The sequence below is a fragment of the Devosia sp. genome (genome assembly GCF_017744655.1).
Lineage (GTDB): Bacteria > Pseudomonadota > Alphaproteobacteria > Rhizobiales > Devosiaceae > Devosia.
Genome location: NZ_JAGIAW010000014.1, coordinates 282,467 through 306,031, shown reverse-complemented (window position 1 = coordinate 306,031; position 23,565 = coordinate 282,467). Strand labels below are relative to the sequence as shown.

Below are 23,565 nucleotides of genomic sequence, written 5' to 3'. Positions count from 1 at the left end.
GGGGTGACGGACCGTGTGAGCGCGGCTTCTTTATGCCGGCCTTATATCGCGCGCATGATTTCGAATGGAGGCTTTATGCGCCAGAGGCGCAGGATCGTCTTGCAACCAACCTGGAGTGCAAGACCATGCGTCCCCCCTATTACCTTCTTCATTATCGAAATGGCCTGTCTGGCGATCAGCCGCATGAAGTGGTCGAGCCGAAAGGCGGCAGGTTTGTCCTGTTCACCTGCTCGATCATCATGGCAGGGCTGATTGCCATCGCCTTTCTCAGTGGTTGGTGAGGAGCAGGTCATGTCCATGGTGGCATCGATGACGCGCCTTGAAACCTTTGCGCGGCTGCATGAAGCGCGCCTCGGGGATGTACACGGCTTGTGGGGCCTTTCCGAACGGCTGCCGGGTGGCGTCGGTGGCGAACATCCGATCTGGCAGACATTGCTGCAAGCAGAAGACGCCCATGTGCATGTCGCGACGGAGTGCCAGCTTGTGGTCGGCGCGGTGGTGATCTGGCATCACAAGGGCGCCGACGTGGCCCGGCTGGCCTGGCTCGGTGTCGAGGCTTCGACCCGGCGGCGCGGCATCGGGCGGCTATTGCTCGAAACCGGCATTGCGCGGGCGGACCTTGCGGGAGCCGCCGTGGTGACTGCCCATGTTCCGGGTGATGCGGCCGACTTGCAGGCCTTTCTCGCCGATAGCGGCTTTCTCAGCGGAAAGGGCGGCGAGTTTCGTCTGCCGCTGGTGGCGTCATGAGGCGGGATATGGCCCGGCGTGGGCCTGAGGCGCATGAAAGCGATGTCGATAAGGGCGCGCTCCTGATCATTGCCTTTGTTTGTGTGTCGTTCTGTGTTCTCGCCGGTTTCGTCGTATGGGTCGCCGGATGAGACGGCCGATCAGACGGGCGAAAAGTGGCTCAAGCACGGCGCGCGATGATCTCGAAAGGGGCGTCATTGCCGTCATTGTGCTGATGGCATTGGTGTTGGTCGCCATAGGTATCGGCGCAGTGGCAGAGGTGCTGAGTGCTGGAGCTATGTGAGCCCGTTCTCCGCTATGAAGGCTTCGAGCTTCTGCTGCTGGGGCGGGCTCAGCGGCCAGGCGGAGGGTGGGCGCGTGGGGCCGCAATCGCGGCCCAAGGCCTGCAAGGCGGCCTTTACGCCGGTGACGTTTGTGCCGTTCATTTCTTCGGCGCGAATGTCTTCGAAGGCCTTCATGCCGGCGATGAGCTTGTTGGCGCTGACATAGTCTCCGTTATCGAGCGCAGCGTGAATGGCGAGGGAGCGTTCGGGCCAGACATTGATGAGGCCGGAGGTGAATCCGCGGGCGCCGACGGCGTAGAGGGCGGGGGCCCAGACTTCGGCGAGACCGCCGACCCAGACGATGTCGGGATCGCAGGCGGCCTTGGCTTCGGCGAGTTTTAGGGGATTGGGTGTCGCCCATTTGACGCCTTTTACCCCGGGCACGGCGCAGAGATCGGCAATCGCCTTGGTGCCGATGGTGTCGTTGCGGAGATAAAGCATCATGGGTAAGCCGCCAGAGGCGTCGGCAATGGCCTTGAGGTAGTCGACGATGCCGCGGGGGGCGACGAAGGGATCGGGTGGCTGATGCACCATGAGGGCGGCGGCGCCGGCATTGGCCGAGGTTTTAGCCAATGCCTCTGCATCGCGGATGCCGCGGCCGACGCCGGCGAGGACCGGCGCGCGGCCGGCGACGAGGTGAACCACCTCGCGCACCATGGTGGAGGCTTCTTCGGTCGTCAGCGCGTAGAACTCGCCGGTATTGCCGTTGATCACCGGCATGTGGAGGCCCGCGCCGAGGGCGCGGTCGAGGACGGGCACCAGCTTTTGCGGGGCAATGTCGCCGTTTTCGTCATAGGGCGTGACGAGAATGCCTGAAATGCCGGTGAGGGCCCGGTCGAGCGTGCGGGTCATGTCGCGCCTTTCGGTTCAGTAGATGTCGGGTTCGCCCGCAGCCGCGCCAAAGCTGCGTTCGAGGAAATCGAAATCGCAGCCCTTGTCGGCCTGGGTGACGTGTTTGGAATACATCCAGCCCCAGCCGCGTTCGAAGCGCGGGGCAGGCGGGGTCCAGGCGGCGCGGCGGCGCTCCAGTTCGTCCTCGGCGACCAGCATATCGAGCCGGCGATCGTCGAGATCGAGGCGCACGATGTCGCCGGTGCGGAGCAGGGCAAGCGGGCCGCCGACATAGGATTCGGGCGCGACGTGGAGCACGCAGGCGCCATAGGAGGTACCGGACATGCGGGCGTCGGAAATGCGCAGCATGTCGCGAAAACCTTGCTTGATGAGGGCCTTGGGGATGGGGAGCATGCCCCATTCGGGCATGCCGGGGCCGCCGAGCGGGCCGGCATTGCGGAGGACGAGGACGTGGTCGGGTGTGACCTCGAGGTCTTCGTCGTCAATCGCCGCCTTCATCTCGGCATAGGAATCATAGACCAGCGCCGGGCCCTGATGGCGGTAGTATTTGGGGTCGCAGGCTGCGGGTTTTATGACCGCGCCATCGGGACAGAGATTGCCGCGGAGAACCGCCAAAGAGCCTTCGTGATAGACCGGGTTTGAGAGTGGGCGGATGATGTCGGCGTTGTAGACCACGGCGCCTTCGAGGTTTTCACCGAGGGTCTTGCCGTTGACCGTCATGCAGCCCAGATGCAGCCGGTCGGTGATCTGCGTCATCAGCGCGCGGAGACCGCCGGCGAAGTAAAAGTCTTCCATCAGGTAGCCCTGGCCGTTGGGCCGGACATTGGCGATGAGCGGGGTGGTGCGGCCGAGCGCATCGAGGTCGTCGAGCGAGAGGTCGACGCCGGCGCGGCGGGCCATGGCGATGAGGTGCACCACGGCATTGGTCGAGCAGCCGGTCGCCATGGCGACCACGGCGCCGTTGCGCACCGCGGCTTCGGTGACGATGTGGGCGGGGGTGATGTCGTCCCAGGCCATATCGACGATGCGGCGGCCACAATCGGCGGCCATGCGCTGGTGTGCCGAGTCGACGGCGGGAATCGAGGAGGCGCCGGGTAGGGTGAGGCCCATGGCGTCGACGATGGCGGTCATGGTGGAGGCCGTGCCCATAGTCATGCAGACGCCGGCCGAGCGGGCGATACCGCCTTGCAGGCCCTGCCACTGCTCATCCGTGACATTGCCGGCGCGACGTTCGTCCCAGTATTTCCACGCGTCGGAGCCCGAGCCCAAGGGCTTGCCGGCATAATTACCGCGCAGCATGGGGCCGGCGGGCAGATAGATCATCGGCACATTGGCCGTGATGCCGCCCATGACGAGGCCGGGCGTGGTCTTGTCGCAGCCGCCCATCAGCACCACGCCATCGAGCGGGTGCGAGCGGATGTTTTCTTCCGCTTCCATGGCGAGCATGTTGCGGTAGAGCATGGAGGTAGGCTTTGTAAAACTCTCATCGACCGAGAGGGTCGGCAGCTCTACCGGGAAGCCGCCAGCGGCCAGGACACCGCGCTTCACCGCCTCGACGCGTTCGGGAAAGTGGCTGTGGCAGGCGTTGAGTTCGGACCAGGTATTGAGGATGCCGATCACGGGTTTTCCCATGAAGTCGGCTTCCGAATAGCCGAGCTGCATCAGCCGCGAGCGATGGCCGAAGCTGCGGAGGTCGTCCGGCGCGAACCAGCGCGCCGAACGGAGCTGGTCGGGCGTTTTTCGCATCGCCCGGCCCCCGATCAGAGTTTTACCAGTGTCCGCACGTCAACCGGCAGGCCGGTAGCAAAGGACTGGTTGGCGGCGATGCCGGTCAGGATCGAGAGGGCGCCGTCGCGATGGTTGGCGCCATAGCCCGGGCGCGGCGTTGCGTTGCCAAAAATTTCTTCGAGCATGATCTTGTCGCCGCCGCCATGACCACCCTCGGCATGCTTGATCGGGATGACGCGTGGCTCACCGTGGAGCGGGAAGTGGTAGAGGTCGATGCCCTTGGCGGCGCCCTCTGCGGTCGAGGTCGAGCCGGCATTGATGTAGGAGGTTTCGCGCACCATCAATTCCAAGCGCCCGCCGGTGCCGTTGATGGCGACGTTAAAACCTTCCCACGGGGCATAGGCATAGAGCGAGTAGGTCATCACCGCCTTGTTGCGGTAGCGGACCATGACATTCATCGTGTCTTCGATGGAAATGCCGTCGCCAAAGACGTTTTGGTCGCGCTGGTAGCCATCTTCCTTTTCGGCGTCCCAGTAGAGCGCCTTTTGCACGGGGTTCGAGGTCAGGTCGATGGCGAACTTGTCGTCCTTCGCGGCTTCCACGCCCGTCGTGCGGGTATAGGGCGTGAAGACGCCGCGTTCCTCGGCATTGGCGCGGCCGTAGAACTTCAGGTCGCCCATGGCAAAGACCGTGTCGGGCTGGCTGCCGAGCCAGAAGTTGACGAGGTCGAAATGGTGGGTCGACTTGTGGACCATCAGGCCACCGGAATTGCGCTTGTCGCGGTGCCAGCGGCGGAAATAGTCGGCGCCGTGGCGGGTATCGAGCAGCCATTCGAAATGGATCGAGGTGGGGGTGCCAATGGCGCCCTCGGCGATCAGTTCGCGCAGGGCCGAATTGTGCGGGGCATAGCGATAGTTGAAGGTGACGCGGATGTTCTTGCCGGTGCGCTCGACGGCGTCGAGGATGTCCTGGCACTTTTCCTTGTCGACGGTCATCGGCTTTTCAGTGATCACATCGCAGCCGAGTTCCATGGCGCGGATGATGTACTTGTGGTGGGTACGGTCGACCGAAGTGACGATGACGAAATCGGGCCTTTGCTCTGATATCATCTTCTCGAAGTCGCCGGCCTTGTAGGTCGGCACGGCCTGACCACCGAGCTCTTCGACGAAGAGGCGGTTGGTGTAGTCCATACGGGTCTGATTGGTGTCGCAAAGGGCGACGACGCGCGAGTTGTCCTTATGCGGTCCGAGGATGGCCTCGTAGAACATCCTGGCCCGTCCGCCCGTGCCCACGATTGCATAAGTCTTGGCCATTTCCGCTCCTCGCATGCCATCAAAACCACGGCTTGGTGACTCGTCTTTTCGCCGCGCGGTTACATGTACCATACAAGATTGACGGCGTGCACTCGTTCTTTTGGAAGGAAGGCGAAAAAGACGAAACGCGCGGCCATGGGAATGGCCGCGCGCTTCAATAGGTTTGCAAGAACAGTTAGTTAGTACGGGCCAAGTGCCGGTTGAGGTAGAGTGCAACAAGCGTACAGACCGCACCCGAGAGTAGATAGGCGCCCGAGGAGATGAGGCCAAAGTTGCTCGACAGCAGCAATGCGACGAGCGGCGCGAAGCCGGCGCCGAAAAGCCAGGCGAGGTCCGAGGTCAGGGCCGAGCCGGTATAGCGATAAAGCCGGGTGAAGTTGGCGGCGACGACACCAGAGGACTGACCGAAGGACAGACCAAGCAGGGCAAAGCCGATGATCATGTAGATGGTTTCGCCGGTCTGGCCAGCGCCGAGCAGCAGTGGCGCAAAGATGCTGAAGACGCCGATGGCGGCAGCCGAATAGCCGAGGAGCTGGCGGCGGCCGATGCTGTCGGCGAGATAGCCCGAGAGCACCACGGCGACGAGGCCGACGCAGGCGGCGGCGATTTCGATGACGAGGAAATTGGCCGGCACTTCCTGGGTGTAGAGGAACACGTAGGAGAGCGGGAACACGGTCACCATGTGGAAGAGGGCGAAGCTCGCGAGCGGCGCAAAGGCGCCGATGACGATGTTGCGCCAGTCATTGGTGATGGTCTCGCGCAGCGTCGAGGGTTCGAGTTCGCCGCTCTCGAAGAGATGGGTGTATTCGGGCGTGACCACGATGCGAAGGCGCGCGAAGAGCGCCACGATATTGATGGCGAAGGCCACGAAGAAGGGATAGCGCCAGCCCCAGCCGAGGAAATCTTCGGCCGAAAGGGCCCAAGAAAGATAGGCGAAGAGCGCCGATGCAACGATAAGACCGATGGGGGCGCCGAGCTGGGGCACCATGGCGAACCAGCCGCGCTTCTGCTGGGGGGCGTTGAGGGCGAGGAGCGAGGCGAGACCATCCCAGGTGCCGGCGAGCGCGAGACCCTGGCCGATACGGAAGATGACGAGAATGGCGACGGCAAGCCAGCCGACCTGATCGTAGCCGGGCAGGAACGCTGTTGCCACGGTGGAGACGCCGAGCAGCATCAGCGCGATGGTGAGCTTGACCCCGCGCCCGTAGCGGCGGTCGACGGCAAGGAAGATCGCCGTGCCGATGGGGCGGGCAACGAAGGCCAGGGCGAAGACGGCGAAGGACAAAAGCGTGCCGGTTAACGGATCGGCAAAAGAGAAGATCAGCGTCGGGAACACCAGAACCGAGGCGATGGCATAAACGAAGAAATCGAAGAACTCCGAGGTGCGACCAATAATCACACCGATGGCGATCTCGTTGGCGTCGACGGGTCTGTGCGTGTCGTGAAGTTGGCGTGCGTCGTGTTCGGCTGAAGTCTCAGGGACCTGGGGGGTGGAGGCTGCCATGTCGCTAAGCTCCTGGTTTTATTGAATTTCCGATCCGCATTCCGGGAGAGGGGAGAAGGCGGTCAGTCACTCGCTATGGACTGGTTTGAAGCTGTCTTGCATCAAAGAGAGGGCGCTTGCGAGTGGACAAAATGTCCGATGGCGCAGAGGATGCCACGGGAGTAGTCCGCAAACCAAGCGCAGTCTTCCTCCCAAGGGCCGCAATGTCTCGTTTTGCCAAACTTCTTCTTGTGCCCCTGGTGGCACCACTTCTCGCCGGCTGCAATGCCGTGGTGATGGCGCCGGCCGGCGATGTCGCCGTGCAGCAGCGCGATCTCATCATCATCGCAACAGTGCTCATGCTGCTCATCATCATTCCGGTGATGGTGCTGGTCGTGCTGTTCGCGCGCAAATATCGGCAGGGCAACAATGCCAAATATGAGCCGAACTGGGATCACTCGACCCAGCTCGAACTGGTGATTTGGTCTGCCCCGCTCGCCATCATTATCTGCCTTGGCGCGGTGACCTGGGTATCGACGCATCTGCTCGATCCCTATCGCCAGCTTGGTCGCCTTGGTCCGGACCGGCCAGTGGTCGCAGAAGTCGAGCCCCTCGAAGTGGAGGTCGTGGCGCTCGATTGGAAGTGGATGTTCATCTACCCGCAATACGATATTGCCACCGTCAACGAATTCGTGACGCCGGTCGATCGGCCGATCAGCTTCAAGTTGACGGCTTCGACGGTGATGAACTCGTTCTACATTCCCGCCATGGCTGGCCAGATCTACGCCATGCCGGGCATGCAGACGCGTCTCCACGGCGTCATCAATGAGCCGGGCACCTATAAGGGCATTGCTGCCCACTATAGCGGCCACGGGTTCTCGGGCATGCACTTCGAAACCAAGGGCGTGAGCGATGGCGAATTCGAGACCTGGGTCGCCGAGGTTCGCAACTCGCCCGACATGCTCAGCCGCCAGCGTTATCTCGAAGTCGAAAAGCCGAGCGAGCGTGTGCCGGTGATGCACTTCTCAGGCGTAGAAAGCGGGCTTTACACCGCCATCGTCAATATGTGCGTCGAGCGCGACAAGATGTGTGTAAGCGAGATGATGTCGATCGACGAGCAGGGTGGCCTCGGCCATGCCGGCGTCAACAATCTGGCGCCCGAGCTTTATGGCGGCGGCGAAAAGAACCGTGCACCCTTCGGGCCGCAGAAGACCTATGTCGCGGCGATCTGCTCGACGGACGAAGCCATTGCCATGACGGCAAAGCTGCCGGCGCTCAAGGCTCCGAACGCAGCGCCGCTCGTCGGCAAGGGGCTGACCCGTCCCGAAATGGTCGCGCAAAGCAATGCGCCCGCGCTTGACTGGCTCGCCGGCAAGCTCGCCTTCAACCAAAACACCTCGGCTGACGCGCTATGACAAACGAATTCTGGTCCTTCATTTTCGGGCGTCTCACCTGGGACGTCCTGCCACTGCATGAACCGATCGTGGTCATCACCTTCATCGTCGTGGCCATTGGTGGCCTCACCGTTCTGGGCGCGCTGACCTATTTCAAGCTCTGGGGCTATCTCTGGAAAGAGTGGTTTACCAGCGTCGACCACAAGAAGATCGGCATCATGTACATGGTGCTCGGCATTATCATGTTGCTGCGCGGCTTTGCCGACGCCTTGATGATGCGCCTGCAGCAGGCCATCGCTTTCAATGGCTATGAGGGGTACCTCAACGCCCACCATTATGATCAGCTATTCTCCGTGCATGGCGTGATCATGATCTTCTTCGTGGCCATGCCGCTGATCACGGGCTTCATGAACTATGTGGTGCCGCTGCAGATCGGCGCGCGTGACGTCAGCTTCCCGTTCCTCAACAATTTTTCGTTCTGGATGACCGCCGGCGGCGCCGTGCTGGTCATGATCAGCCTCTTTATCGGTGAGTTCGCTCAAACTGGCTGGCTGGCCTTCCCGCCATTGTCGGGGATCGAGCATTCACCGGCCTCGGGCGTCGACTATTATATATGGGCGCTGCAGGTGGCGGGCGTGGGCACGACCCTATCGGGCGTCAACCTGATCGCGACCATCATCAAGATGCGTGCCCCGGGCATGAGCCTGATGAAGATGCCGGTCTTCACCTGGACCTCGCTCTGCACCAACGTGCTCATTGTTGCGTCCTTCCCCATCCTGACCGCCGTGCTGACGCTTTTGGCGCTCGACCGCTATGTCGGCACCAATTTCTTTACCGCCGATTTCGGCGGCAGCCCGATGATGTATATCAACCTCATCTGGATCTGGGGTCACCCGGAGGTCTACATCCTCATCCTGCCGTGCTTCGGCATCTTTTCCGAAGTTGCCTCGACCTTCTCGGGCAAGCGGCTCTTCGGCTACACGTCCATGGTCTATGCGACCGTAGTGATCACCGTGCTGTCCTACCTCGTCTGGCTGCACCACTTCTTCACCATGGGTTCGGGCGCGAGCGTCAACTCGTTCTTCGGCATCACGACGATGATCATCTCGATCCCGACAGGTGCCAAAATCTTCAACTGGCTCTTTACGATGTACAAGGGCCGTATCCGCTTCGAACTGCCGATGATGTGGCTCATCGCCTTCATGCTCACCTTCACCATCGGTGGCATGACCGGCGTGCTGCTTGCCGTGCCGCCGGCCGACTTCGTGCTGCACAATTCGCTGTTCCTCGTGGCGCACTTCCACAATGTGATTATCGGCGGCGTGCTGTTCGGCATCTTCGCCGGCATCAACTACTGGTGGCCCAAGGCTTTTGGCTACAAGCTCAACACCTATTGGGGCAAGATCTCGTTCTGGCTCTGGAATGTCGGCTTCTGGCTGGCCTTCGGCCCGCTCTATGTGCTCGGGCTGATGGGCGTTACGCGACGTCTGCGTACGTTCGACGATCCGTCGCTGCAGATCTGGTTCATCATTGCCGGTATCGGCGCCCTGGTGATCGCGGGTGGTATTGCGGCCATGCTGGTGCAGTTCGCCGTTTCCATCCTTGGCAAGAACAAGGAATGGGACACGACGGGCGATCCGTGGAATGGCCGTACGCTCGAATGGGCGACCTCTTCACCGCCGCCGCAGTACAACTTTGCCTTCACACCCATCATCCACGACAACGATGCCTGGGCGGACATGAAGACGCGGCATGCACAGCGTCCGACCAAGGACTTCATGGAAATCCATATGCCGTGCAATACCGGCACAGGCATCGTCCTGGCGGGTCTCAGCGTCGTGCTTGGCTTTGCCCTGATCTGGTACATGTGGTGGCTCGCCATCCTGAGCTTCGTGGCGCTCATCGGCGCTGCCATCATCCACACATTCAATTATGACCGCGACTATTACATCCCGGTCGAGGCCGTTGCCGAGGTCGAAGACACCCGCACGCGCCTGCTGAGCGGAGCGCGCTAAGATGAGTTCAAACGCAACGACCGCTGAGGGCGAAGTCCCGCAGTTCTACGAGCTGGTGCCGCATCACCATGCACCGCATGGGTCGACCCAGATCGGGTTCTGGATCTACCTGATGAGCGACTGTCTCATCTTCGCCTCGCTCTTTGCCATCTATGGCGTGCTCGGCGGCAATTATGCTGCCGGCCCGTCGCCGGAACACCTGTTCAACCTGCCACTCGTGGCGGTGAGCACGGCTGCGCTGCTCCTCAGCTCCATCACCTATGGCTTTGCCATGCTGGATATGGACGAGGGCAAGAAGACCGGTACGCTGGTCTGGCTGGTGATCACCGGGCTTCTCGGTGCGGTGTTCCTGGGGCTGACGCTCTATGAATTCTACCACATGATCCATGAAGGTGCGGTGCCGCAACGTTCGGCTTTCCTTTCCGCCTTCTTCGTGCTGGTGGGAACGCACGCGCTGCACGTGACCTTCGGCATTCTCTGGCTCGTGACCCTATTGGTGCAGATCGGCATGAAGGGCTTGATCCCGGCCAACAAGATCCGCGTGCAGTGCCTGTCGATGTTCTGGCACTTCCTCGACGTCATCTGGATCGGCGTCTTCACGGTTGTCTATCTCATGGGGATGCTGCGATGAGCGCTTCGACCTCTCACGACACGCTGGCCCATGGCACGCATGCGCATCCCAATCCCGACGCGCATGGCGATGGCCATGATCACGGTACGCGCCGCACCTATCTCATCGGCTTTGCGCTTTCGGTCATTCTCACCGCCATTCCGTTCTGGCTGGTGATGGCTGACGTCATCTCGGACACCATGATCGCGACCATCGTGATCATGGGTTTTGGTGTGGTGCAGATCTTTGTGCACATGGTCTACTTCCTGCACATGAACACCAAGTCCGAGGGCGGCTGGACGATGATGGCGGCGATCTTCACGATCATCGTCATCGTCATTGCTCTTTCGGGCTCGCTCTGGGTGATGTTCCACCTCAATACCAATATGATGCCGGGCCATATCATGAACCCGGCAGACCTGATCTGACGCCATGACGAAGCGGGAAGGGCAGGGGGCGCGCAAGCTCTCCTTCGGCCTCGTTGCCTTTGCCGCTTTCGCCGCGGTCTGCGCCGTGGGCTTTGGTGCCCTCGGCGTGTGGCAGGTCGAGCGGCTGGCCTGGAAGAACAGTCTCGTCGCCGCGGTCGAAGCGCGGAGCACTGCTGCGCCGCTCGATCTCGATCTGGCCGACTGGAGTGCGATCGACCCTGAGGCCAGCGAATACCAGCATGTTTCGGTCCGTGGCCGGTTCGAAGGCGATGACACGCTGAGCCAGGCGGTCACGGTCCATGGTGGCGGCTTCTGGGTGATGACGCCGCTGGTGCTCGACGATGGCCGGGCGGTTCTCATCAATCGTGGCTTTGTCACAGCGGCGCAGCGTGATGCGGGCATTCCGCGGCAGGACGGCGTCGTCGACGTTGTTGGGCTCTTGCGCGCCAGCGAACCCGATGGCGGTTTCCTGCGCAGCAACGATCCCGATGCGGGCCGCTGGTATTCGCGCGATGTCGCCGAGATCGGGGTGGCGAGCGGGGTCGACAATCTCGCGCCGTTCTTCGTTGATGCAGAGGCCGGCGGCGAAACCTATCCGATCGGCGGGCTCACCGTCCTCACCTTCTCGAACAATCACCTCGTCTATGCCCTGACCTGGTTCGGGCTGACGCTGCTTTCGCTCTTTGCGCTTTACTGGCTGCTGCGCGATCGCCTCCGGCGCTAGGCCTTGATCAGGGGCAAGCTGATTTCGAAGAGGGCGCCACCTTGCGGTGCGGTCGCGACGCTGACCTTGCCGCCATGGCGCTTGATGATGTCGTAGACTAGGCTCAGGCCGAGGCCAGCGCCGTTTGGCGATTGGGAAAGGCGATGGAAGGGCCAAAAGATTTCTTCGCGATGGTCGGGGTCGACGCCCGGACCATTGTCCGAGACGCATACGCGGCCACCGGGATTGACCTCGACCCGGATACTTACCGACGGGCCGCCATGCGACATGGCATTGAGGACGAGATTGGCGATGGCGCGCGAAAGCGCGGAGGCATCACCCTTTATGTGGATCGGCGTTTCGGGCGCAACAAACTCGATATCGCAGCCAGCATCGATGGCGAGAGGCGCTAGGTCGGCGGTGACATGTTCCGCGACATCGACGAGATCGACGGTTTCAAAACTATCGGGCGACAGTGCCAGGCGATGAAGATCGAGGAGTTCGTTAGCCATCCCGCCAAGCCGGGCCGAGTCGCGCTGCAGTTGCCGCTTTTCCGGGCTATCGGGAAGGGATTCCAGCCGTGTTTGCAAAATGGCTATGGGCGTGCGGAGTTCGTGCGCGGCGTCGGCGAGGAAACGCCGCTGGCGAGCAATGCCGCTATCCAGGCGATCAAGCGCCTCGTTGAAGGCGCGCACCAGCGGGATAAGCTCGGCAGGCACGCGGTCATAGGATAGGCGCACATCGCTCTGGCCGATATCGATCTGCTCGGCATCGCGCGCCACCTGCTCGACACCCAGGAGGGAACGGCGGATCAGGGGCGGAATGGTGAGAAGCGTTGCGGTAGAAAGGAGGACAATCAGCCCGAGAAACATCGGGTTGCCAAAGGCTTTGCCGATGACACCGTAGCCGACGGCGGGGCCTCCCCCCGTCATGACCCAAAGCCGACCGATACTGGTGTTCCGGGTGCGGACAATGGCGAAGGGGGATTTTGAATCGCCGAAGTCGCTGAAATTGGCCGAGGATACGTGGACGAGGTTTTGCGGAAAGAGATTTACCGGTGCGGGCACATTGCCACGCTTGACGATATTTCCGGCGGCATCGACGAGGATGAACCAGAAGTCTGGATAGCCGTCGATGACCTTTTGCAGGTCCGAAACCGGGCGCAAGGTAAAGCTGTCGTCGTCCATGCGCTGCACCGAGCGGACGACGTCGTCGACCACGCCCTCGTCAAGGCCCTGTTGAGCGCTCATGGCAAGGAGGAATGGCACGGCTGCAAGAAGGACGAAACCAACCAGAACGACCACCTGGATGGTGATGAGCCCCTTCGACAGGACGCGGCGCAGCGAGAATACCCGGTGTTTCATGCCGTCGCCTTGAGGAGGTAGCCGATCCCCCTGATGCTGTGGATCTCGACATTGGCCGGCGCCAGCTTGCGGCGCAGCCGAGAAATATGGGCGTCGAGGGTGTTGGAGGCGATTTCGTCGTCAAAACCGTAGACGGCTTCTTCGAGGGCGGAGCGAGCGACCGTCCTGCCGGCACGGCGCACGAGAACTTCGAGGGCCAGGACTTCGCGACGGGTCAGCGTCATCGGTTCGCCGGCGGCCGTGGCCGTGCCATCGCCGAGGTTAAAGGTGAGTTTGCCGACCGTGATGCCCATGTCGGCAATCATTGCGGGACGGCGCATCAATGCGCGAATGCGGGCAACCAGTTCATCGACGACAAAAGGCTTGGCGAGATAGTCATCGGCGCCGGTTTCGAGGCCTTCGATGCGATGCTCGGGAGAGCCGAGGGCCGAGAGCACGATAATCGGCAGGCCGGCCTGGGCACGGCGCAATTGCGGGATGATCGTCAGGCTGTCGCCATCGGGCAATTTGCGGTCGAGGACCGCGATCGAATGGACGGCATTTTCGACGGCTTCGAGCGCCATTTCCAGGGTCGAAACGTGATCTACCAGAATGTCGTGGCGTTCGAGAGCACTGATCAACGCCCGTGCCAGATCGAGCTCGTCCTCCACTAAAAGAATACGCATGGCTACCTCATCATGGATGGGGTTATGTCTGACAATGATTGCCATTGCATTGCGCGGACTTTGCAGTTTCGTAATGTTGCGGCAATATGGGCCACGGAAAAGGAGCCGAATGCGAGCATTTTAACATGCGCGTCGGCCGGCCCTCCGGACTTTGCGCCAATCCTGGATAGAAACAGCCTTGGCCCAACGTTTGAGACAACTGCGCAGGACGCTGTCGCCCTCGCCCTTCCAAAGCCGGTTAATCCTCCGATAGGCCAGTGCCCACAGGCCGATAGACTATCAATCGACCCCATTTCATCAGGACACTCTCCATGACCACAGCCCATGAAAAGCCCGAATGGGCACAAAGCAAGCGGGAAAAAGAAAATGCCCGCCGGGTCGCGGAGGGCCTGAAACCCAAGCGCCGGATCGGGCCATGGATCGTGCTCGGGCTGATCGTCATTGGTGGTGTCGTCTTCTTCGTCACCCGCCCGCCCGCACCTGCGCCTGTCGAGGTTGCCGAGGAAGCGCCCGTCGTGCGGCAGCTTCTGGCCTCTGAAACCATGGAAATCGCGCCGCAACTGCTGCGTCAGACGGTGCGGGTCACCGGGTCGCTGGTTCCCTCCAAGCAGGCCGTCGTGGCAGCCCAGGCTGCCGGTCGCGTGCTCAGCGTTGCGGTTCGGCCCGGCGACAGCGTCAAAGAGGGTCAGGTGCTGGTCGAAATCGATCCGGCCAATCTCTCCCTGCAATTGGCGCAGCAGCGAGCGACGGCTGACGCGACGCGCGCGCAACTGGTTTCCTCCCAGCAACAGCTTGAACGCACCGAAGAACTGGCCCGGCAAGGACTGACCAGCCCTTCGGCACTGGAGCAGGCCCGATCCGCCACCGCGGCGCTTGAGGCCAATATGACGGCGCTCTCAAGCGCCGTGTCAGTGGCCGAGTTAGCGCTGAGCAATGCCACCGTGCGCGCGCCCATGGATGGCGTGGTGTCAGAACGTTCGGTGGAAGCGGGTCAGACTATCGCCACGGGCACAGCGCTTTTCACCGTAGTCAATCTCGATGACATGGAATTTCAGGCCTCGGGTTCGGTGACCTCGAGTGCTCTCGTGGCGCCCGGCCAGGCCGTGGACGTAACGGCGACGGGTCTCGCCAATCAGACATTTGAAGGCAAGGTTTCGCGCGTCAATCCGGTGGCTGCCACCGGGACCCGCACCATTCCGATCTATGTGTTGATCAACAACGAAGCCGGGCTGCTGCGCGGCGGTATGTTTGCCACCGGTCAGATCACCGTAAGCGAAAAGGCGGATGCGATCGCCGTGCCGGCGACAGCGCTGCGCGAAGACGCCGAGGGCGAGTTCGTGCTCAAGCTCGACAATGGGACGCTCGCCCGGCAGGCGGTCGAACCCGGCGAAGCCTGGAGCCGTGGCGCCATCGTCGAGGTGACAGGGCTCAATGCGGGCGACGTCATCGTCTCCGCGCCGCTTACCGAACTCACGGCTGGCTCGGCCTATGAAACCGTAGAGGACTGACGCCCATGTTCCTCACACGCATCAGCGTCAACCACCCAGTCTTTGCGACCATGATCATGGTCGCAATCCTGGTGTTCGGTGTCTATTCGTACCAGCGCCTGCCCATCGAGCAGATGCCCGACATCGACTTTCCGGTCGTTGCCGTGGTCGTCAGCTATCCCGGCGCGTCTCCCGAGGCCGTGGAAGCCGATATCGTCAAACCCATCGAAGATGCGGTGAATACGCTTGCCGGTCTCGACACCATCCAGTCCACGGCCCAGTCGGGCCAGGCCATGGTGCTCATGATCTTCGACCTTGAGCAGAACTCCCAGCAGATGGCCCAGGAGGTTCGCGACAAGATCGATCCGATCAAGGCGGACTTGCCCGACAATGCCGGCGATCCGCGCGTGCTGCGCTTTGACCCGTCGGCATTGCCGGTGCTGTCGCTCGCGGTCAGCTCCGACACGCTTTCGGATCGCGACCTCACCTCGCTCACCGAAGACATCATCGTTACCCGCCTCTCCAATATTTCGGGTGTGGGTAGCGCGTCGGTGGTCGGCGGCGTGCCGCGTCAGCTCAATATCCAAATCGATCCCGATCGCCTGACGGCCTACAACATCGCCCCCAATGCCGTGATTTCGGCGCTGCAGGCTTCGAACCGCGATCTCTCGGCCGGTTCGATCACCGAGGGCAGCATCGTACAGTCCATCCAGGTGCTCGGACGCCTCGAAAACCAGGAGGATTTCTACGACATCATCGTGGGCAATCAGGGCGGGCAGCCGGTCACCTTGCGCGATGTGGCGACGATCGAGGACGGGACCGGGGAAGCGTCAAGCCTTGCCATTCTCAACGGCGAGCGGGCTTTGGCGATCGACATTCTCAAAACCCAGGGCGCCAACACGGTTGGGGTGGCGGAAAACATCCGTCGCACGATCAATAATCTACTCACCAACGAATTGTCTAACGCCGGCATTAATATCGAAGTCGTCGTGGACAATGCCAAGCCCGTGGAAGACTCCTTCCATGCTGTCCAGAACATGCTCATTGAAGGCGCCATTCTTGCCGTCGTGATCGTGTTTCTCTTCCTCAACTCCTGGCGCTCGACCGTCATCACCGGCCTCACCCTGCCGATCTCGATCATCGGCACCATGGTGGCGCTCAACTTTCTGGGCTTTACGCTCAACATGATGACGCTGCTGGCGCTGTCGCTGGCAGTGGGCATTCTTATCGACGACGCCATCGTGGTGCGTGAAAACATCACGCGCCACTTGCATATGGGCAAGAACCACCGTCAGGCGGCTTTTGACGGCACCAATGAAATCGGCCTCGCAGTTCTCGCTACGACCCTCTCCATCGTGGCCGTGTTCCTCCCCGTCGCGTTCATGGATGGCATCATGGGGCGGTTCTTCCTGCAGTTCGGCGTTACCGTTTCGGTCGCCGTGCTGATCTCGCTCTTCGTCGCCTTCACCCTCGACCCGATGATGTCGAGCGTCTGGTACGATCCGGCGTCCAACCCAAATGCGAAGCGCGGCCCGATCGGCCGGGCCATCCAGCAATTCGACCGCTTCTTCGAATGGGTCACCGAGGGCTATCGCCACCTCATCCGCTGGGGTCTGAAATATCGCAAGACGGTGCTGATGATCGCCGTGTTGTCGCTGGTCGGGGCGCTGGCTCTCTTCCCGCGGGTCGGGGTGGAGTTTGTGCCGGCAACCGACACGGGTATCTTCACGGTCACGGCCGAAACGCCGGCCGGATCGACCAAAGAGCACACGGCGCAAAAGCTGCGTCAGGCTGAAACGGTGCTACGCCAGATCCCGGAAGTTGAGCGGACCTATTCGACCATCGCCGGTGGCCTGGCCTCCAGTGGCGCGAATACCGGCACGCTGACCGTGACCCTGGTTTCGACAGAAGAGCGGACACGTTCGCCTCAGGACCTGATGCCGGAGGCGCGACGCCTGCTCGAAGCCGTACCCGGCGCCAAATTCCAGGTATCGGCTGCTTCTGGCCTCGGTCAGTCCTCGGCGCCGGTTTCGATTACCCTATACGGCGACAGCTTTGTCGAACTTGGGCGGCTAGCCGACCAGTTGATGGCCGAGATGGAAAAGATCGATGGGCTCATCGACATTACCTCCAGCCTCGACGATGCCCAGTCGATCGTGGGCATCAATGTCGATCGCGAACTGGCCAATAATCTCGGCGTCTCCATGTCGCAGGTGGCTGCGACCATGGGGCCGCTGATCAGCGGCGAAGAAGTCGTCGACTGGACCGCGCCAAACGGGGAGATTTCTTCACTAGTCGTCCGGCTGCCGGAGAGCCTGCGCAACGATCTCGACGCGATCAGCAACCTGCCGATCGCCCAGTCGGGCGCGACTGGGTCGAACGGCATGATCACGCTTGGCCAGGTGGCAGAAGTCGTGGCCAGCACCGGTCCGGCGACGATCAATCGTCAGGACCTGCAGCGTGGTGTGACCGTCGAGGCCTATCTTTCAGGTGTTGAACTGGGCACGGTGACGCCGCAGCTCCAGGCGGCCGTCGATAGCCTCGAATTCCCGACGGGCTATCGCAGCAGCTTTGGTGGCGAGGTCGAGCAGATCGCCGACACGATGGGCGCCATCGGCTCGGCGCTGCTTCTGGCGGTGATCTTCATCTATCTCGTGCTCGCCAGCCAGTTCGGAAGCTTCCTGCAGCCGATCGCCATCATGGGCTCGCTGCCGCTGGCGTTGATCGGCGTCATGGTGGGCCTGCTCATTGGTGGATCGACGCTCAACATGTTCTCCGCGATTGGCTTCATCATGCTGATGGGCCTCGTGGTGAAGAACGCCATTTTGCTCGTCGACAATGCCAACCAGCACGTCAGGGCAGGCTGGAACCTCTATGAGGCACTGGTCGAAGCCGGGGTAACCCGCTTCCGCCCGATCATCATGACGACGCTCGCCATGATCTTCGGCATGCTGCCGCTGGCGCTGAGCCTTCACGAAGGTTCGGGGCAGAACGCACCCATGGCCCATGCGGTGATTGGTGGCCTCATCAGTTCGACGGCACTAACCCTGCTCGTCGTGCCAGTGCTGCTCACCTATATCGATAGCTTCAGCGCCTTCACCCGCCGCTTCATGCCCAAGGCGCCGGATGACCATGAGCACGAAGTGGCCGACACCGTTCCGGCCAAGCCCGCCGAATAAACAAACCGCGCCATCCCAAAAAGGGTGGCGCGGTTTCGCTTTCAGCGGCCGGGAACGACAAATGCGGCGCGATCCTGCGCCGCCTTCTCCCGGCTGATGCAGCCGACGGCATGGTCGTTGACGAGGCCCATAGCCTGCATGAAGGCAAAGACTGTCGTCGGCCCGACATATTTCCAGCCGCGCTTTTTTAGGTCTTTTGAAAGGGCAATGGCGGCGGGGCTGGTTGTTTGGCTCTGCGGCGGCGTTTCGTCACCGGGCGTTTCGTAGCGCCAGACATAGGCGGCAATCGAACCGGCCTCCCTGATCAGCTCCTGGGCGCGCCGCGCATTGTTTATCGCCGCTTCTATCTTGCCGCGATGGCGCACGATGCCTTTGTCGGCGAGGAGCCGATCGATGTCCAATTCGGTGAAGGCGGCGACCTTATCGATATTGAAGCCGGCAAACCCGGCGCGAAACGCCTCACGCTTGTTGAGAATGGTCCGCCAACTCAAGCCCGACTGAAAGCCTTCGAGGCAGAGTTTTTCGAAAAGGCGCGTATCATCGCCGACGGGAAAACCCCATTCATGATCATGGTAGGGCAAAAACTCTGGTGCACCCGAGCACCAGCGGCAACGAGGCAATCCATCGGAACCGGGAAGAGTGGTCATCGGCAATTCTCCAAAGGCGAAGTCCTGCTCTCCCATAGGCTGATGCCAGTTCCTGTCAGCACTTATCAAGCTTCGGGATTTCCCCCGTTGCGCCAATCGCAAGCTTCGACTAGTTTGCGCCCATTCTTCGGGCCAGTCCCGAATCCGGCCTGCACCCGTAGCTCAGCTGGATAGAGCGCTGCCCTCCGAAGGCAGAGGTCATGAGTTCGAATCTCGTCGGGTGCACCAATGCTTAGTCTAAGTACTTGATGTAACACATTAAGTTTGGGACAAGTTTTGGGACAACGCCCCCGAATCAAAATTCGCGCCGGCCATTGCGAATCCTCGGAATGTCGAAGGCCCTTTTTCCACTAACCGTGAGAAGAAGACGTCATGCCGACCTATAAACTCCGTGGCACGGATTACATCTATGAGCGGATTTCTACAGACGGACGCCTGACCAGCTACCAAGTCAAAATCCGTCGCAAGGGCTTTCCCAATCACACCGGCTCCTTCGACGATCTCGAAGAAGCCAAGCGTTTTGTACGCCAAGTGATGGGTGACCAAGATCGTGGCCACAAGATCGATCGTTTGATCGGGCACCGAACCTGCGTGGGCGATGTCATCGACAGCGCCATCAACGCGCTTGAAACTGGCAGGCGCCGCGTCAAGGGTGCGACGACCGAGCTTTATCGCCTGCGCGCCTTTCGCCGCGACAGCGTCCTGCTGTGTGCGACCGCGTTGTCTGACGCGACCGAAGATATGTTCGAAGACTGGATTGCCGAACGCCTTGAAGAGGTCAAACCGAACACTGTTGGTCGCGACGTGCGCTTGCTCAAGCCGTTGTTTGAAGCGGCAGCAAGAAAGTTCGATCTAGCGCGCTCCCCCATGGCCTACATCAACGCTCCTAGGCAATCGACGAACGCATCCGACGCATTCAGCCGGAAGAAGAGGAATTGCTTTTTGCCGAATTGATCATGGCGCAGGACAAGATCGTACCACTTGCCGCGCAATTCGCGTTGGAGACGGGTTGCCGTCGCAGCGAGATGCTGCGCGTGGAATGGCCGGACTATGACACGCGCGGGAGCACCATCTGGCTGGCGGATGCCAAGAACGGCCGGGGCCGATACATTCTCTTGAGCGAGCAGGCTCAGAAGATTGTCGAAGCCCTACCGGGACGCGCTCAAGGCGGGAAGCTGTTCAAGGTGAGCGGCAACCAGCTCAAAAAAGCTTTCGAATATGCCCGTGCCCGAGCGGCAAAACGGGCGGAAAGCCTGGGACGGCTGGATCTGGTCAGCGTGGGAACGCTGCGCTGGCATGATTTCCGGCATGAAGCGATTTCGCGCTGCTTCGATGCCGGCTGGACCAGCGAGCAGGTAATGGACTTTTCCGGCCACGTCGACGTCAAAAGTCTGCTGCGCTACCGCCATTCCAAGGTGGACGAGAGCGTGGCTCGCTTGCGCGCGCTTAAGAAATCCCGGCCGGCCACTGCGATACTTCTACCAGGTACTCTGGACGGCAAGGTGGTGGAGGACCATGCCAGCGTCGATGCTTAGTCTGTTCGGCGCAGCCAGGAATTCGCCGAGGGCGGCAAAGACTTTCTGCCGTTCTTGGGTAGTGTTGGTGGAATCGGTGTGGGTTTCGCCTTGCCACGCCCATTCAGCGCGGTGGTTGGGCTTGGACTCCGGGCCTTACCCGTCTCCATCGTGGCCACCGCACTCGGCACAATGGCAGCGGCTTCGATCCACGCTTCGATATCTTCGGGGCGGTAGAGGCACTTGTCTGTGGGCTTGAAATAGCGGGGGCCTTTGCCCTGCGACGCAAGCTTGGCCAGCGTGTGGGTCGAAATGGGATAGCGTTGCGCCACTTCGGACCTTGTCAGGTAGATCTTGGGCGTCGCGGAGACGCTGTCGCTGCTTTCTTGATCCGCTGGCCGGGCTTCATCTCGGGTGAAGTTATTTTCTGGCGCGTCCAAGTCTTTCAGGGGGACGTCCATGCCTTGATGGCCGGGCGATGACGAGCGTCTAGAGCTCATGGTTGAGCTCCTTCGTCCGCTCGCGCTTTTGGAGGTAGTCAAGGGCGAGCGTTTTTACGTTTTGTCGAGACAATCGTTGTGCGAGGTAGTTCAGCCGGGCCGTCTCAAGACGTTCGCCGGTCTCGGAGATGAAATCCGTCTCGATCTCGCGATCGAGCGTCCGGGTGTCGACGAACAGCTCGGAGCTTTCTCGGGCGCGGGAACTGGCGACATAGGCATCGTGCCGATCGAAGCGCGCAGACAATAGGACCAAGGCGCGATCGACGGTTAGGCCCTGCGCCTGAAACAGTGTGGTTGCATAGGCATGGGCGAGACGCGCACGACCATTGGCATCGGCTACATCGTCGGGCGAGAAGTTGAGGCGTGCGCCGTTGTGGTCAGCGGCGATCCTGACCCGCCCGTCCGGTCCTTCAGCAATGGCGACGATGCGTGCCTCGCTGCCGTTGACGACGCCGAGAGCGTCGTCGCGGCGCAGGAAACGAATTCTGTCACCGGCAGCAAGGCGCAGCCTATGCCGATTGCCTGATGAGTCCGCTGCTTCGATGCTGATGTCCGGGCCCGTGAGCGCTCCGCGCTCGCGCATACGGTTGCGGATGGAGGCGGATAGAGCGCGAACCTCAGCATTGGTCTTTGCGCTCACCAATACGGATTTAGAGGGTTCGGTGCCGACAATCTTGTTCCAACGGTCGGCGACAGCTTCCACGGCCGCCCTGGGGCTGTTTTCGAATGCGATCTGGCCGTGCGACGCAAAGGCGTCGAGTGCTTTTTGAGCCTTGCCGCGAGCAAAATCCTTGGGAGCCTGCCGTGCCCAGGCCTCATGCTGTCGAACGACGGTTTCGATGCGGGTGGCGCCAATGGTCTGCCTGATCAGGCGCATGGCGTGACCGGCTCCGATGGGCGTGAGCTGGTTTTCGTCGCCGACCATGAGGACGACACCACCAGTCCTGTCGACGGCCTCGAGCAGTTTCAGGGTCTGGAGTGTTGACTGCAGGCCTGCCTCCTCGACAATTAGACAGGTCTTGTCAACGAAAGGCGTGTTTCCCTGTTCAATAGATTTGAGCCAGGCATCGATTGCGCGGGCTTCTATTCCAAGATCAGCGCCGAGAGTGTTTGCCGCTCGCCAGGCGACAGAGGCGCCGGCAACTTCATAACCAGCTGATCGCCATGCATTGGCGACCGCTTTGAGAGTCGTCGATTTGCCGGTCCCGGCGCTGCCCTGAACCAGGACCAAACGGGCGCCTCGTGTCGCCTCGCGAACGACATGCTCTTGCTCTGCGTTGAGGCCTGATATCGCCAGGATTTGATCGGTCGTTGCCCTCTCGGGCGCCGCAACGAATGTCGTCGCATTGCGCGTGACCAAGGCCACCAGCGCGCGCTCGGCAGCGAGCATTTCGGGGGTGGTGAAGATGGCTCCCTCGGGAGTCTGGGCGCATTCAAGAACAGCGTTGCCACCGATGAAGTCAGTGGCCCCATCAAGGACCTCTTCGAGCCCTGCTCCAGTTCCGACCAAAGCATTGGCGCTGGCTTCAATGAGTTCTCGACGCGAAAACGTTGCCTGGAACTCGGTCAGCTTCGCCGGCACTGCCGCCAGCCTTTGCGGACGTGCAGAAGAGAGATCGAGTGGCGCGCGTGCCTGCTCGCGACCGGTTGCGAAAGCGGCGCCAACGATCTGGTCGGGGATATATCCGAGACGTTCGATAGCCTCGTGCCACTGCGCGGTGAGGTGATCGAGACTCACGTTCTCTTTAGCCCGGCGATCCGTGGCATTGATGGCAGAGGCGAGCGCCGGGGCTTGCCCGGAGGTTAGTCCGGCATCGGCCAGTTCTTCTTCGAGGGACGCACGGCGGGCACTGAAATAATCGATCAACGTTTGCGGTATGCCAGCGATCGCCCAGGACCAGCCATCATTGACGTGTTCGATCGCAAAGCCGCGCTGCTGCAGGGCTGAAGCAAGCTGCAATCTGAATACAGCTCCCAGGGATTTTTTCCAAATCCGCAGTTGGCGGCTATCAATGCCGCCCCACGTGCCGTCTGAACGCTCGGCTATGGATGGCAGGCAGACATGATGGTGCCGCTGGCAATCTGCGAACACCTTGCCATCGGCATGGCGTTCGGGTCTTGCTTCGGAATGGGTGAAAGCAGCGGCCACAAAATTCGAGTGTTCCCGTCGCTCGCCATTGCGGCCGCGGCGCGAGAGCGGAATTTCCCGCTCGATGAGTTGGATCGTGGCTTCAAGGGCGCTGCGCTCCGCCCCTGCCAGGCTCAGCCGGAGGTCGTTGGGCGCAGCGGCATAAAGCACAGAAAAGGATTTGGGCGGGGACAAGGTAATGTCGATGCCCAGCATGCGCGGTTTCGCGCCCGCTTTGATTAACGGTTTTCCCGCGTGGTCAAGGCCGGCGCAGATGCGGTCGAAATCTGCCGCTTCGACGCGATCACCGGCAGCCACGCCCAGTGCGTCGTGGCCGCGCAGCCAGATACCAGCGGACTCGTTGTCGGCATAATACGACACCGCCTGGGATTGGCGGGTGTAGTAGGCGGACGATTTCATGACGGCGAAACTGGCGACCAAAAGAAAAGCCTCCGAGGGGAGGCCTTTCAACTATGCTTGTTACT

The 23,565-nt window shown here is 61.3% G+C and carries 20 protein-coding genes and 1 tRNA gene; 12 read left to right on the top strand and 9 right to left on the bottom strand.

The window, feature by feature from the left end:
- Positions 1-125: 125 nt before the first annotated feature.
- Positions 126-281, top strand: coding sequence for a hypothetical protein (locus J7557_RS21045; RefSeq protein WP_291422344.1), 156 nt, complete (start codon positions 126-128; stop codon positions 279-281).
- A gap of 10 nt (positions 282-291) precedes the next feature.
- Positions 292-747 (top strand): GNAT family N-acetyltransferase, encoded by a 456-nt coding sequence (locus tag J7557_RS21040; protein ID WP_291422342.1) that lies wholly within the window; start codon positions 292-294, stop codon positions 745-747.
- Between the two features lie 275 nt (positions 748-1,022).
- Here the strand turns inward: J7557_RS21040 and J7557_RS21035 are convergent, their stop codons facing one another.
- The 4 genes from J7557_RS21035 to J7557_RS21020 form a co-directional block, all read right to left on the bottom strand.
- The gene (locus J7557_RS21035; RefSeq protein ID WP_291422340.1) at positions 1,023-1,922 is read right to left on the bottom strand and encodes a dihydrodipicolinate synthase family protein; all 900 of its coding nucleotides are present in this window, start codon (positions 1,920-1,922) and stop codon (positions 1,023-1,025) included.
- 15 nt (positions 1,923-1,937) lie between these two features.
- A complete protein-coding gene (araD, locus tag J7557_RS21030) occupies positions 1,938-3,668 on the bottom strand; it encodes an L-arabinonate dehydratase (protein ID WP_291422338.1) in 1,731 nt (576 codons plus the stop codon).
- A gap of 14 nt (positions 3,669-3,682) precedes the next feature.
- Positions 3,683-4,963, bottom strand: a complete 1,281-nt coding sequence (locus J7557_RS21025; RefSeq protein WP_291422336.1) for a Gfo/Idh/MocA family oxidoreductase — start codon at positions 4,961-4,963, stop codon at positions 3,683-3,685.
- Between the two features lie 175 nt (positions 4,964-5,138).
- Positions 5,139-6,467 carry an MFS transporter gene (locus J7557_RS21020; RefSeq protein WP_291422334.1) on the bottom strand — a complete coding sequence of 443 codons (1,329 nt, stop codon included), beginning with the start codon at positions 6,465-6,467 and terminating at the stop codon, positions 5,139-5,141.
- A 239-nt stretch (positions 6,468-6,706) separates the two neighbouring features.
- Between J7557_RS21020 and cyoA the strand changes: the two genes are divergently transcribed.
- Genes cyoA through J7557_RS20995 form a run of 5 tightly spaced genes read left to right on the top strand, consistent with a single transcriptional unit; the run spans position 6,707 to position 11,617 of the window.
- Complete coding sequence (gene cyoA, locus J7557_RS21015; RefSeq protein ID WP_367272922.1) at positions 6,707-7,861, top strand: ubiquinol oxidase subunit II; 1,155 nt, start codon at positions 6,707-6,709, stop codon at positions 7,859-7,861.
- Positions 7,858-9,855 (top strand): cytochrome o ubiquinol oxidase subunit I, encoded by a 1,998-nt coding sequence (cyoB, locus tag J7557_RS21010; RefSeq protein WP_291422331.1) that lies wholly within the window; start codon positions 7,858-7,860, stop codon positions 9,853-9,855. The genes cyoA and cyoB overlap by 4 nt, the downstream gene beginning before the upstream one ends.
- 1 nt (position 9,856) lies before the next feature.
- Entirely contained in the window at positions 9,857-10,486 is a 630-nt protein-coding gene (cyoC, locus tag J7557_RS21005; protein ID WP_291422329.1) for a cytochrome o ubiquinol oxidase subunit III, read from the top strand.
- Complete coding sequence (gene cyoD / locus J7557_RS21000) at positions 10,483-10,893, top strand: cytochrome o ubiquinol oxidase subunit IV (RefSeq protein WP_291422327.1); 411 nt, start codon at positions 10,483-10,485, stop codon at positions 10,891-10,893. Before cyoC ends, cyoD begins: the two co-directional genes overlap by 4 nt.
- 4 nt (positions 10,894-10,897) lie before the next feature.
- Positions 10,898-11,617 (top strand): SURF1 family protein, encoded by a 720-nt coding sequence (locus J7557_RS20995; protein ID WP_291422325.1) that lies wholly within the window; start codon positions 10,898-10,900, stop codon positions 11,615-11,617.
- Here J7557_RS20995 and J7557_RS20990 read toward each other — a convergent pair.
- Together J7557_RS20990 and J7557_RS20985 are read right to left on the bottom strand one after the other, a co-directional pair.
- Entirely contained in the window at positions 11,614-12,960 is a 1,347-nt protein-coding gene (locus J7557_RS20990; protein WP_291422323.1) for a HAMP domain-containing sensor histidine kinase, read from the bottom strand. The two genes, J7557_RS20995 and J7557_RS20990, sit on opposite strands and share 4 nt — an antisense overlap.
- Positions 12,957-13,625: a response regulator transcription factor gene (locus tag J7557_RS20985; protein ID WP_291422321.1), complete on the bottom strand. Its 669-nt coding sequence runs from the start codon at positions 13,623-13,625 to the stop codon at positions 12,957-12,959. Before J7557_RS20985 ends, J7557_RS20990 begins: the two co-directional genes overlap by 4 nt.
- A 311-nt stretch (positions 13,626-13,936) precedes the next feature.
- Here J7557_RS20985 and J7557_RS20980 point away from each other — a divergent pair, with 311 nt between their 5' ends.
- Together J7557_RS20980 and J7557_RS20975 are read left to right on the top strand one after the other, a co-directional pair.
- Positions 13,937-15,133, top strand: a complete 1,197-nt coding sequence (locus J7557_RS20980) for an efflux RND transporter periplasmic adaptor subunit (RefSeq protein ID WP_291422319.1) — start codon at positions 13,937-13,939, stop codon at positions 15,131-15,133.
- 5 nt (positions 15,134-15,138) lie between these two features.
- On the top strand, positions 15,139-18,291 hold the full coding sequence (locus tag J7557_RS20975) for an efflux RND transporter permease subunit (protein ID WP_291422317.1): 3,153 nt from the start codon (positions 15,139-15,141) through the stop codon (positions 18,289-18,291).
- Positions 18,292-18,332: 41 nt separating this feature from the next.
- Here the strand turns inward: J7557_RS20975 and J7557_RS20970 are convergent, their stop codons facing one another.
- The gene (locus J7557_RS20970; RefSeq protein ID WP_291422315.1) at positions 18,333-18,938 is read right to left on the bottom strand and encodes a DNA-3-methyladenine glycosylase I; all 606 of its coding nucleotides are present in this window, start codon (positions 18,936-18,938) and stop codon (positions 18,333-18,335) included.
- 151 nt (positions 18,939-19,089) lie between these two features.
- On the opposite strand from J7557_RS20970, the gene J7557_RS20965 reads away from it, so the two are divergent.
- The 3 genes from J7557_RS20965 (at position 19,090) to J7557_RS20955 (ending at position 20,473) form a co-directional block, all read left to right on the top strand.
- Positions 19,090-19,166, top strand: a tRNA-Arg gene (locus tag J7557_RS20965).
- Positions 19,167-19,310: 144 nt separating this feature from the next.
- On the top strand, positions 19,311-19,892 hold the full coding sequence (locus tag J7557_RS20960) for a hypothetical protein (protein WP_291422312.1): 582 nt from the start codon (positions 19,311-19,313) through the stop codon (positions 19,890-19,892).
- Positions 19,874-20,473 carry a tyrosine-type recombinase/integrase gene (locus J7557_RS20955; RefSeq protein WP_291422310.1) on the top strand — a complete coding sequence of 200 codons (600 nt, stop codon included), beginning with the start codon at positions 19,874-19,876 and terminating at the stop codon, positions 20,471-20,473. The genes J7557_RS20960 and J7557_RS20955 overlap by 19 nt, the downstream gene beginning before the upstream one ends.
- Here the strand turns inward: J7557_RS20955 and J7557_RS20950 are convergent.
- Complete coding sequence (locus J7557_RS20950) at positions 20,470-20,952, bottom strand: helix-turn-helix domain-containing protein (RefSeq protein WP_291422308.1); 483 nt, start codon at positions 20,950-20,952, stop codon at positions 20,470-20,472. The two genes, J7557_RS20955 and J7557_RS20950, sit on opposite strands and share 4 nt — an antisense overlap.
- Positions 20,942-23,521: a MobF family relaxase gene (mobF, locus tag J7557_RS20945; protein ID WP_291422306.1), complete on the bottom strand. Its 2,580-nt coding sequence runs from the start codon at positions 23,519-23,521 to the stop codon at positions 20,942-20,944. The genes J7557_RS20950 and mobF overlap by 11 nt, the downstream gene beginning before the upstream one ends.
- Positions 23,522-23,565 lie beyond the last annotated feature (44 nt).